We start from the raw sequence: 12,430 nt of genomic DNA, 5'->3' as shown, positions 1-12,430 counted from the left end.
TAATAATTGATTGCCTAAATAAGAGGTGAATGAAATGGCCAAAATTCATATATTGGACGAGCATATTGCCAACCAGATAGCTGCGGGTGAAGTAGTAGAGCGGCCAGCTTCAGTTGTAAAGGAGCTTGTCGAGAATGCAATTGACGCTGGCAGTACAAGAATTGAGGTATCGGTAGAAGAGGGGGGCTTGCAGAGCATCCGCGTTAAAGATAATGGCTCCGGGATTGATCCTGAAGATTGCGAGACCGCCTTTTACCGGCATGCTACAAGTAAAATTCTGAATGGCCGCGATCTATTTCAAATCACAAGCTTAGGCTTCCGCGGAGAGGCACTTCCCAGTATTGCCGCGGTCTCCAAGGTATCGCTTCTAACTGCAACTGCCGATGACGGCAAAGGGCGCCTAGTAGACATTGAGGGTGGCAATCTCATACGAAATGAGGACGCTCCTTCCGGCCGGGGAAGTGATCTTGCCGTTCGTGAATTGTTTTTTAATACGCCGGCAAGGCTGAAATATATGAAGAGTATTCAGACGGAGCTGGGCCATATCTCAGATGCCATGTACCGCATGGCGCTGGCTCATCCGGGGATCTCTTTTACCTTGCATCATAATGGCAATCAACTGCTGCATACGCTCGGAAATGGTGATCTGCTGCAGGTCATCGCAGCTGTTTACGGAACCAATGCCGCCAAAGCAATGCTGCCGATTACGGCAGAAGACTTGGATTACCGGATTTCCGGATATATTAGTCGTCCAGAATGGACACGTTCCAATCGAAATGCAATCACTACTATTGTCGGTGGACGTTATATTCGCAGTAATGGACTGAACGCAGCAATCATGCGTGCTTATCACACCTTGCTTCCGATTAACCGTTATCCGTTATTAGTTCTTGAACTGGATATGCACCCCTCTTTGGTAGATGTCAATGTACATCCAGCAAAACTCGAGGTTAGATTCAGTAAGGAGAATGAGCTTTACACCTTTGTTGAGCAGGAGATCCGCAAAATACTGCTGGGGCAAAGTCTGATTCCACGTCCAAGCAAGGAAACAATCGGACCCAAGGGCAGCAGCTCCTTTATCCAGGAGCAATTTGCTTTTTCCAAAGGAGCTGTTCCGCCGTCATCTTCGAATGGTGATGAGAAGGATACAGCCCCTACGGGATCTGCCAGCTTCTTAAGTGGACTACAGTCATCGAACCCTGACCGTAATTCCCGTGATTTTAGCAAGGAAGGTCAGGCAGATCATCAGGTAGCTCGCGAGGTAGCTCCAGCTTACGGATCAGGCTATCCGTCTTCATCTTCGCAGGGGCGCCAAACTAATGCGAATACTAGTTATTCCAATAGCTATCGCCCGCAAGAAACGTCAATGGCGCAGAAGCAGCTCCCTTCGGTTGAGAAGCTATGGGCTCCACCACAACAAGAAGAGCCTGGACTTCCGGCCTTTCCTGAGCTTAATTATATAGGCCAGCATCATGGGACCTATATTATTGCCCAGAATGATGGAGGACTCTATTTAATCGATCAGCATGCGGCACATGAACGTATTAATTACGAATACTTCTATGAGAAATTTGGTCGGCCGGAGGATGCCTCACAGGAGCTGCTACTGCCGATTACACTGGAGTTCACGCCTTCTGAAAGTCGTCAGCTTAGTGAACGTCTACATTGGTTTCAGCAGGCCGGGGTATACCTTGAGCACTTTGGCGGACAGACCTTTCTTGTTCGTTCTTTGCCCTATTGGTTTCCTGAAGGGGATGAGAAGGCGGTCGTTGAAGAAATGGCGGAGTGGGTCTTAAGCGAGCGTATGATTGATCTTGCGAAGCTACGAGAAAAGTCATCGATTCTGTGTTCATGTAAAGCCTCGATTAAGGCCAACCATAAACTAACAGAACAGGAAGTGGAGGCTCTGTTGTCCCGACTGGCAGAGTGCAAACAACCGTATACTTGCCCACATGGACGGCCGATTGTGATCTCTTTTTCATCCTATGATTTAGAGAAATTGTTCAAGCGGGTTATGTAATTATACATTTTTTGAAATTTGTTAAGAGCAAGACTGGAGGCACCATGATTATAACTACGGGGTATAGCCCGATAATGGAAATAGTAGAACGCGCGCAAAGCCTTGCGGAGAGAACGGGTTGTAGTTATGCTCCACGTGAGAAACTCTCCATTACAAGGATGGTTGAACATTACGGAGATGAGGATATTCTGATTCTATCTCAGGACGCTGTTCGACTACACCGCTTAGGAATGGAGCCTATGGAGTTTCATCCGAGCATGGGCTTCGTTCGCGCTAAACGAATTCTAAAGGGTGAGATCGAGCCGATGCTTGTTGCGGCTCGAATGCTTCCCGGAGATAGTGTATTGGATTGTACAGCTGGATTAGGAGCTGACTCCTTACTGTTTGCTGTACATGGTGGTGAGTCCTCAGAGGTTACCGCTTTGGAGAGCTCATTACCGCTGTACGCACTGCTCAGTGAAGGGATGTCTCATTACACCTCTGGGCAAGTAAAGGTCAATGAGGCTTTACGCAGAGTTAATGTCGTGCATAGTGAACATTTGGATTATTTACGGTCTCAACCAGATCGAAGTGTGGATATTGTTTACTTTGATCCTATGTTTCGCGTGCCTCTGACGGGTTCTGCCTCGATTTCCCCGCTGCGGCAATTCGCTAACCGTGCAGCCTTATCGACAGAGAGTGTAGCCGAAGCGGTTAGGGTCGCCCGTAAGACTGTTCTTTTAAAAGAAAAGGCTTTGAGTGGGGAATTTGAACGCCTAGGGTTTACTGAGCTGCTCCGAAGCAACTCCAAAACATCGTACGGGGTGATACACATTGACAACTAAAGAAAGGCATAAGGTTCTAGTGCTGTTAGGACCAACTGCCGTAGGCAAAACCCGGTTAAGTCTGGAGCTGGCAGCGGCTTATAACGCTGAGATTATTTCCGGCGATTCGATGCAGGTTTATCGTGGTATGGATATTGGTACAGCTAAGATTACACCCGCCGAAATGAACGGCATTCCCCATCACCTGATCGATATTCATGATCCGCAGGATGCGTATTCTGCCGCTGAATTTCAAGAGCAGGGCACTAGACTCATCGAGGAGATAAGCGCTAGAGGGAAGCTTCCCTTTATCGTAGGGGGGACTGGACTGTATATTGAGTCTTTATGTTACGGCTTTCAGTTCTCGGAAGCAGTGGCTGATGAAGCTTTCCGTAAAGAGCAGGATCAATTTGCGGAAGAACATGGAGCGCTTGCACTGCATGCCAGACTCGAGGCGGTTGATCCAGTCAGCGCAGCCAAACTTCATCCTAACGACCGTCGCAGAATTATCCGTGCACTGGAAATTCAACACCAGACAAACACTACACTTTCCGCTTCTCATGCTGCTCAAAAGAAGGAATCTCCCTATGACTTATGTCTCATAGGTTTGACAATGGACCGGAAAATACTATATAAACGTATTGAGGACCGAATTGATAGCATGCTGGCGGATGGTCTCGTTGCTGAGGTGAAGGGACTGCTGGATAACGGTTACAGCAGAAGCCTTGTGTCCATGCAGGGATTGGGTTACAAGGAAATTGCCGCTTACCTGGCGGGAGAGCTGACGCTGGAAGAAGCTGTGATACTGCTTAAACGCGATACTCGCCGATTCGCCAAAAGACAGTTGTCATGGTTTCGCCACATGAAGGAAATCGAGTGGATCGATGTCGAAGGTGAACAAAACTTTTCTGAGAATTTCTCAAAAATACGTGGTATAATAGCAGGAAAGTTTCTCTCAGGTCTTGAATATACTTCTGAACAATCTAATTGAACCATTGGGGGTACGTCATATGAACAAGTCCATTAACATCCAAGATACATTCTTGAACCAACTACGCAAAGAAAATATCCCTGCTACGGTATATCTGACCAACGGTTTTCAAATCCGGGGAATAATTAAAGCATTCGACAATTTTACAATCGTCATTGACAGTGATGGACGCCAGCAAATGGTGTATAAACACGCAATTTCCACGTTCACACCACAACGTAGTGTATCACTGATGCAAGACAGCAGTAGTGAAGAATAACATTTATCAAAAATGAATTGAAACCTTTCTTGTTTATAAATCGTTTGAATAGAGTGTGAGAGAGCAACCTGTGAAGGTTGTTCTTTTCATTCATGGCAGACCATTTATGTTTATTTCCGAAAGGGAGTCAGGAGGCATTATGTCTAGAGACGATACATCCAGGACGAATCACAATAGAGATAGAGGATCGTCCAGTTCCAAATCAAAACCAAAATCAAAACCAAAAAAGAAAAAGAGATTTTTGACGAAGAAGCGTGTGCTGTGGAGCTTGTTCTTCGCTACGGCATTGGCCATTTTCTGTGCACTAGGTGGATATCTGTTCATTATGCTAAATGGTCAAAAGCTTCTGCTTGAGAACCAGGATAAGCTAACAGTGAATGAAACGACTAAGGTATATGACCGCAATGCTAATTTAATCGGCGAATTATCACTGGAGAAAAGTGATCCAGTAGAGTATGAAGAAATTCCACCGTTATTGGTTAACGCTTTTGTAGCCACAGAGGATAAACGTTTCTTCGAACATTCTGGTGTGGATTTATGGTCGATTGGCCGGGCAGCAGTAAAGGATATAGCCGCACGAAGTATGGTAGAGGGCGGTAGTACCATTACTCAACAGCTCGCCAAAAACATCTTCCTGACACGGGACAAGACGTTTTTCCGTAAAGCTACTGAGGTGTCGATTGCCGTAGCCCTGGAGAATCAGAAATCTAAAGAAGAGATTATTACCATGTATCTGAACCGGATTAACTTCGGGGGTACAATTTACGGAATTAAAGCAGCATCAGTAAGATATTTTGGTAAAAGTGATTTGAGTCAGCTTAAGGTTTGGGAAATCGCGACATTGGCGGCTATGCCAAAAGGCCCGTCTCGTTACAACCCGCTGCGTAACCCTGATCTTTCGAAGGAACGCCGGGCAGTAGTGCTTCAGCTTATGTATGAGCAAGGGTACATTACGGAGCAGGAAAGAGACGAAGCAAAAGCCGTAGATTATAACTATAAGCCGCCAGAAAAGAAACAGCGTTATCAAGCATTTATTGATTTTGCAGTAGATGAGGCGGAAGAAAAATTTGGATTGTCAGAAGATGATCTGAATATCGGCGGATACAAAATTTACACTACCATGGATAAGCATGCTCAAGAAACGGTTGAAGATGCTTTTGCAGATAGTGATAATTTTGAAAAGAGTGTAGATGAAGAGCTGGTACAAGGCTCAATGACGATTGTGAATCAGGAGAATGGCAGCATTGTCGCACTCCTTGGCGGACGGAATTATGAGAAAAAAGGCTACAGTCGTGTAACTGGCAGCCGTCGTTCTCCAGGTTCTGCTTTCAAACCAATTGTCTCTTATGCTCCAGCGCTGGAAACTGGGAAATTCACCATGAATTCAACGCTAAGCAACGAGAAGCAATGTTTCGCGAACTATTGTCCAACCAACCTGCACGGATATTCTAAGAGCATCAACATGAGTGATGCCATTCAGAAATCAGAGAATATTCCGGCTGTTTGGCTGCTCAATGAAATTGGTGTGAATACCGGATTTAAATTTGCCAAGAAACTAGGCATTGGATTGGAAGATGAGGATAAGAACCTATCGCTGGCTCTTGGAGGCATGAGCAAAGGGACCAATACGCTGGAAATGGCGCAAGCCTACAGCGCTTTTGCAAATGGCGGCGAACTAAGAGAGGCTTATTCCATTAAATCCATCTCTGATAGCAGTGGTGAGACGGTCTACAAAGCGAATACAACGCCTGAGCGAGTGATGAGTAAGGAAACAGCTTATCAAATGACTGAGATGATGCAGAAGGTCGTGGAGAGCGGTACGGGTAGAAAAGCTAGGATTGACCGTCCTGTTGCCGGTAAGACCGGTACGACGCAAAGTGGATATTCTGGAATCAGCTCGAACCGTGATGTATGGTTTGTAGGCTATACGCCAGAATGGACTGCAGCAGTCTGGATGGGTTACGACAAGCCAAGTAAAAAGCATCTGCTTAAGAACAGCAGTCCGCTTGCCGCTGCTTTCTGGGGTAAGGTCATGGAGGAAGCGCTGAAGGATGTTCCTAAGAAATCCTTCCCGCACCTCGATAACGAGATTGCCCCTGAGCCTACTGAAACACCAGAAACAGCTCAGACTGTTACTGGACTATCAGCAGCATATGATCCTTCTACGATGACTGTAAATCTCAATTGGGAGGCAGTTCCTGTTGCCGGCGTTGAGTATCGTATTTATCGTAGAGAGACATCGGAAGCTGAATTTGGCTCACTGTTAAATACAGTGACTACCAGCGCAGGCGATTTTAGTGCACTGCCTGGTTTGGTTTACGAGTATTATGTAACTTCTTATGACCCTGCGCTAAAAGTGGAGAGCGAACCCTCCAATGTGGTTAGTGTATCCGTGCAGGATGAAATGCCGACCCCTGAACCCACCATAGATCCTAATCTTCCGACCCCGACCCCAGAGGACGGTGGCAACAACGGAGAGAATGGAAATGGTGGCAATAACGGAGGCGGCAATGAGGGTGGCGGAAATGACGGTGGTACTACAATCCCTGAAATCACCCCGCCACCGCCAACACCAATGCCGACCCCAACTCCAGAACCCACTATCGGTGGAGAGGGTTCCGGCGATGAGAGTGGGAATGTATCCACAAACCCTGATCCAGAGACAGGTTTTGTGAACGGGGATTCTTCCACTCAATAAAACGAATTTGAATTTCAAACAATGGCTTTTTCCATGGCAGTCCAGCTTTGCTTTATTTATAGAGCGAAGCTGGACTGCCGTTTTTATTAGGTTTAGAAGAAAAATTTCTTGTATTTTGCGGGATATTTTGAGTGTATCCTCTAAATGTGTTAAGCTGAATAGACCATACTGGAGAGGGTAATTTCTATGAAACGTAAATTCGGAGACCGGGCCAACTGGCGCCGGATTACGCGTCGCCATTTTGCCTGCCGCTATGTGGAGAGCCGGGAATTCAGCGGATATATTACGCTTTATACCATCTACGGGCTGAAAGAACCACTGTGGAAGAGCTATGGACGACATACATATCGTATTGCAGATAAAGGTTATTCCTGGCTGCAATATTTTCCGAAAGATAGTCACTATATTGTGACGGCTATGTTTGACGAAAAACAAAATATTGTTCAATGGTACATAGACACCTGTAAAGTGCAAGGCGTTACTGACCAAGGTGTGCCTTGGTTTGACGATTTGTATCTGGACGTGGTAGTACTTTGGAACGGCGAGGTGTTTTTGCTCGATGAGGATGAACTGGAGGAAGCACTGGAGAGGCAAGACATCTCAGAAAACGATTATAAGCTAGCCTGGGAGACTGCCCATACTATTTTACGTGGCATCGATGCTCATGCTTTCCCTTATTTCTCACTCTCTTTGAAACATCGTGCCGAATTATTTCATCATGGAGAATTCAGGAGGAAATAAAGATGGAATGGTACGTTTATGGAAGAGACTCTTCCCCGATTCGGATTGTTCGCAAAAAACGCCGAATTTGGTCTAAACGAACGTTGCTTATTGCTTTAATGGTTATTGTTGTAGTTGGTTTGTTGTGGTGTGCGTACGCATTGAGGAATATCAATAAAGCCGCAACGACAGATCCTATGCTCAAAGCCGATACAGGGATCATTCTTGGCATGTCGATGTGGGGAGAAGAACCTAGCCCGGGATTGAAGGAACGATTGGATTACGGGCTTAAGCTTTATCAAGAGGGGATGTTCCCGCATATCATAGTTTCTGGAGGTTTGGATAAACCTGATCTGAAATATACCGAAGGTCAAGGTATGCGCAATTATTTAGTAGCTCATGGAGTTCCGGATAGCGCCATTTCTGTTGAAAATAAAGCTACCAGCACTTACGAGAATCTTCTGTATAGCAAAGCAATTATGACAAGTGAGGGATTGTCCTCAGCAATTATTATTACGCATACATATCATGGATGGCGTTCACACGAAATCGCGGACGAGCTCGGTTATGTGAATCCTGAACTGGGACTTACAGAATCCACTGTTCTGTCGATGACAAGGCATAAGTCGCGTGAAATTCTAGCCTATACGAAATGGAAAATCCAGCAGTTGTTCCTGTAATTGTTCTCAATTATCAGAATCTTCTAATAATGCTTCCTATTCCGGAAGAGACTTGATTAGAAAAGCCAGCCCCCAAATGGACTAAACTCTAAAGGGGGGCTATTTGTTATTTGTATATCAAAAATAATGGGGTTGTGAAATGATAAAAAAATAAAGTTCTGCTTATGACTTTTATGCATTTCGGTCATTCTATCCTCGTGTACCATCGTAGAAGATGCGAGAGATAGCAGGGAATCCAATGTCGAAACCCCATTCTTTAAAACAAGTGCATGATGTCATTCAGTTATTGCATATAATGCTCTAACGAGGTGATTACAATGGGTGAAGAAAATTTAAGAAAGATAACCATTAATGATTCCAGAATGAATATAACTTTCAAAAATCAAGACCCAACAAATATTACGAATGAAACATTGGAGAGCGCGCTGGCTCAAAATAATCATTTAGAATCTACAAAAGAAATCCTGCAAGAGCTTCATGAGCTTATCGGTCTTGAAAAGGTGAAGGATCTCATATATGAAATTCATGCGCTTATCCAAGTGGAAAAAATGAGACAAGAACTGGGGTTAAATGTAGTTAATCAGGTTTATCATATGTTGTTTAAAGGCAACCCCGGGACTGGAAAAACAACTGTAGCAAGAATCGTTGCCAAGCTGTTAAAGAATATGGGCATATTAAGTAAAGGTCAATTAATCGAAGTAGAGAGAGCGGATTTAGTGGGGGAATACATAGGGCATACAGCTCAAAAGACCAGAGACCTTGTTAAGAAGGCTATGGGTGGCGTATTATTCATTGACGAGGCTTATAGCTTAGCTAGAGGCGGAGATAAAGATTTTGGAAAAGAGGCAATCGACTGTCTTGTAAAGGTTATGGAGGACAGGAATGATGATCTCATCATTATCTTAGCGGGTTATCCAAATGAAATGGAGATGTTCATGGAGGCTAATACCGGGCTTCCCTCACGTTTTCCAATTCAACTCGATTTTCAGGACTACACAACAGATGAACTGATATTGATTGCACATAAAATGGCTGCTGAAAGAGACTATATAATTACTCCAGAAACAAACGGGAAACTAAAAGAGTTAATCCTTAATGAGAAAATTATTGAAGAAAACTTTAGTAATGCCCGTTATGTACGCAATATCCTCGAACAGGCAATCCGCCATCAAGCGGTTAGATTAATAAGCAGGCATGTCAAAATATCTAAACAATCTTTGATGGAGATCTTACCGAGAGACCTTGTTCTTCCGGTCGATGATTATTCAAAAGGGGAGAGTATAATCTCTTAAATAAATTGACACCAGCTAAGTTTATACGTGCTTAGTCGGTTTATCTTTTATAAAAGATTGAAGATTATCATAATGTAAATGCTGACAGAATGGTGAGCCGTTCCATTATCAGCCTATATTACCAATGAAACTTATGATAAAATGTTTTGAAGCGCTGTGAATGAACAGGTTCATCTGTATAACATCAGCAAGAAGTGAAAAACTGATTAAATGGTACACAAAGATTCTATTACCGTCATAAGGAGCATGAATAAATGGCAATAACTACGCATGATACAGAAACGGATATTCAAGATCGGGCGATATTGGTCACTCTCGTCACAGATAAAATTAAACGTACCGGTATTGACCCAGAGCTTTCTCTGCAGGAATTAGTACAATTAGCAGAAACAGCAGGTGTTGAAGTCCTGGATGTGTTGCGTCAGAATAAGGAAACACCGGATTCAAAATGGTTTATCGGGAAAGGTAAGGTAGAAGAGCTCCGCATGGCCGCTGATGGTCTTGGAGCTAATACGGCTATTTTTGATCAGGAATTATCTGGAGCGCAGGTACGGAACCTTGAAGAGTCTCTGGATCTGAAGATTATTGATCGGACGCAGCTCATTTTGGATATTTTTGCTGGGCGGGCCAAAACGCGAGAGGGTATTATTCAAGTAGAGCTGGCACAGCTGTCCTATCTTTTGCCGCGGTTATCCGGTCAAGGCAAAAACTTATCCAGATTAGGCGGAGGTATAGGAACCAGAGGACCAGGTGAAAGTAAGCTTGAGACCGATCGCCGTCATATTCGCGGTCGGATTACGGAGTTGAAACGCCAGTTGGATGAGGTAGTTAAAACCCGTGAATTGCACCGTGAACGCCGCCGTAAAGCAGGGGCAGTGCAGGTTGCTCTAGTCGGCTACACGAATGCTGGTAAATCGACGCTGCTTAAGCAGCTTACGGATGCGGATGTTTATATTGAGAATCAATTGTTTGCTACGCTTGACCCTACTTCACGCGTGCTTCAACTAACGGGTGGCAAAGAGGTAGTGCTTACGGATACTGTAGGCTTCATTCAGAATCTTCCGCATGATCTTGTGGCATCTTTCCGCGCAACGCTGGAGGAAGTCAATGAGGCCAATCTGGTGTTGCATGTAGTGGATGCCTCATCTCCAATGCGTGAGGAGCAGATGGAGATTGTGCAAACTATTTTGCAAGATTTAGGGGCAGCCAGCAAACCGCAAATAGTGCTTTTTAATAAAATCGATCTATGTGAGCCTGAGCAACTGGAAATGCTGCCAACAGGCACAGGTTTTTTGAAGATCAGTGCATTTAACCCGGAGGATTTAACCCGGATTATTGAAATTATCTCTGATGAATTGGCTGGAGATACGCTGAATTTTCGCATTCCTGGAGACCGAGGCGATATTTCTTCCCTGCTTTACAGAGTGGGTGAGGTTCTGGAAACTACCTATGACGAGAACGATGTTATCTATAACGTCCGTCTTAATAAAGAGGATTATGATAAATGGAGTTACATGCTTGCTGATTTTGTGGACCAGCCGTAATCTTCTTTGTTCCCCTAAAGTGGAAATGCTTGTTGTATAGGTATAAAATAATAGCTAATGACAAAAAGCGTCAGGCAACTGTCGCTTTCTGTCATTATGATGGCAAGTAAATGTAAGGAGCGAATAAGAACTAATGGCAGTTTTTGCAGAAGATATTTTAGGAGCGGCAGAGTCCGCAGAAGTTGAAATCGAAGGTGCAGTCAAAGCTCTTGATCGAATTGTCGATAAGAATCAATGGAAGGTTATTGAAGCGTTTCAACGTCATCAGGTCAGTGATTATCATTTTGCGGGTTCAACGGGGTATGCTTACAACGACCGTGGACGCGAAGTGCTGGATCTTGTCTATGCTGACGTTTTTGGTGCGGAATCAGCTTTGGTGCGCCCGCATTTTGCTTCAGGAACACATACCATTTCAACAGCCCTCTTTGGTGTGCTGCGACCAGGAGACGAGCTTTTATACATCACAGGTCGTCCGTACGATACCTTACACAAGGTGATTGGCCAAGCAGGAGATGGGACAGGCTCACTCGCAGACTTCGGAATTACATATCGGGAAGTTGCCCTTACAGCAGAGGGTAAGATTGATTGGGAAGAGGTAACTCTCTCTATCAATGAGAAAACTAAAGTAATTGGAATCCAAAGATCGCGTGGTTATGATTGGCGCGCTTCCTTCACAGTAGCCGAAATAGGTGACATGACAGCGAGAGTGAAGTCATTGAAACCGGATGTTATTGTGTTCGTTGATAATTGCTATGGTGAGTTTACTGAAGAGCTTGAGCCTCCGCAGGTTGGAGTGGATCTAGTAGCGGGTTCATTAATTAAAAATCCTGGTGGTGGAATTGCTGAGACGGGTGGATACATCTGTGGGCGCAGAGATCTAGTAGAGCTTACAGCGTACCGTCTTACAGCTCCTGGTATCGGTGGCGAGGTAGGCGCAATGTTAGGAACTACCCGCGGGTTATACCAAGGTCTGTTCATGGCTCCGCATACAGTTGGACAAGCCCTTAAAGGCAGTATTTTTGCGGCAGCTGTATTTCAGCGCTGCGGGTTTGAGACGAAACCAGCGTGGAATGAACCTCGTACAGATTTGATTCAGGCGGTTTCCTTTGATGGACCGGATCACTTGATTGCCTTCGTGCAGGGAATTCAACGTGCTGCGGCGGTAGACAGCCATGTAGTTCCAGAACCATGGGATATGCCGGGATATGAACATCCTGTCATCATGGCGGCAGGTACGTTTATACAAGGTGGTAGCTTAGAGTTATCGGCAGATGCGCCTATCCGTGCGCCTTATATTGGCTATATGCAAGGGGGATTAACCTACTCCCATGTCAAATATGGCGTTTTGATGGCACTCCAAAGTATGCGTGATCGAAAATTACTGTCAGAAAATCTTACACACCATTGACACGCTGTATTAGGA

At 44.9% G+C, this 12,430-nt stretch carries 10 protein-coding genes; all 10 read left to right on the top strand.

Annotation, left to right across the window (positions count from 1 at the left end):
• Nucleotides 1-34: 34 nt before the first annotated feature.
• A complete protein-coding gene (gene mutL, locus MHI25_RS17690; protein WP_340393808.1) occupies nucleotides 35-2,020 on the top strand; it encodes a DNA mismatch repair endonuclease MutL in 1,986 nt (661 codons plus the stop codon).
• Nucleotides 2,021-2,094: 74 nt separating this feature from the next.
• Nucleotides 2,095-2,844: a class I SAM-dependent methyltransferase gene (locus MHI25_RS17685; protein ID WP_305954107.1), complete on the top strand. Its 750-nt coding sequence runs from the start codon at nucleotides 2,095-2,097 to the stop codon at nucleotides 2,842-2,844.
• Nucleotides 2,834-3,814, top strand: coding sequence for a tRNA (adenosine(37)-N6)-dimethylallyltransferase MiaA (miaA, locus tag MHI25_RS17680; RefSeq protein WP_175619957.1), 981 nt, complete (start codon nucleotides 2,834-2,836; stop codon nucleotides 3,812-3,814). The genes MHI25_RS17685 and miaA overlap by 11 nt, the downstream gene beginning before the upstream one ends.
• A 19-nt stretch (nucleotides 3,815-3,833) precedes the next feature.
• Nucleotides 3,834-4,073 (top strand): RNA chaperone Hfq, encoded by a 240-nt coding sequence (gene hfq / locus MHI25_RS17675; protein WP_036687741.1) that lies wholly within the window; start codon nucleotides 3,834-3,836, stop codon nucleotides 4,071-4,073.
• A gap of 139 nt (nucleotides 4,074-4,212) precedes the next feature.
• Complete coding sequence (locus tag MHI25_RS17670; RefSeq protein ID WP_076184445.1) at nucleotides 4,213-6,771, top strand: PBP1A family penicillin-binding protein; 2,559 nt, start codon at nucleotides 4,213-4,215, stop codon at nucleotides 6,769-6,771.
• A gap of 186 nt (nucleotides 6,772-6,957) precedes the next feature.
• Nucleotides 6,958-7,512, top strand: coding sequence for a DUF402 domain-containing protein (locus MHI25_RS17665; protein WP_076190185.1), 555 nt, complete (start codon nucleotides 6,958-6,960; stop codon nucleotides 7,510-7,512).
• 2 nt (nucleotides 7,513-7,514) lie between these two features.
• On the top strand, nucleotides 7,515-8,171 hold the full coding sequence (locus MHI25_RS17660) for a YdcF family protein (protein ID WP_076218630.1): 657 nt from the start codon (nucleotides 7,515-7,517) through the stop codon (nucleotides 8,169-8,171).
• 317 nt (nucleotides 8,172-8,488) lie between these two features.
• Nucleotides 8,489-9,463, top strand: a complete 975-nt coding sequence (locus MHI25_RS17655; RefSeq protein WP_076098759.1) for an AAA family ATPase — start codon at nucleotides 8,489-8,491, stop codon at nucleotides 9,461-9,463.
• Nucleotides 9,464-9,717: 254 nt separating this feature from the next.
• Nucleotides 9,718-11,007, top strand: a complete 1,290-nt coding sequence (hflX, locus tag MHI25_RS17650) for a GTPase HflX (RefSeq protein ID WP_340393804.1) — start codon at nucleotides 9,718-9,720, stop codon at nucleotides 11,005-11,007.
• 133 nt (nucleotides 11,008-11,140) lie between these two features.
• The gene (locus tag MHI25_RS17645; RefSeq protein WP_036687732.1) at nucleotides 11,141-12,415 is read left to right on the top strand and encodes a methionine gamma-lyase family protein; all 1,275 of its coding nucleotides are present in this window, start codon (nucleotides 11,141-11,143) and stop codon (nucleotides 12,413-12,415) included.
• The last annotated feature ends 15 nt before the right edge of the window (nucleotides 12,416-12,430 follow it).

The organism is Paenibacillus sp. FSL E2-0177 (assembly GCF_037992975.1).
Classification (GTDB): Bacteria; Bacillota; Bacilli; order Paenibacillales; family Paenibacillaceae; genus Paenibacillus_AQ; species Paenibacillus_AQ odorifer.
The sequence above is the reverse complement of the archived record's forward strand: the minus strand, read 5'-3'. Positions and strand labels throughout refer to the sequence as shown.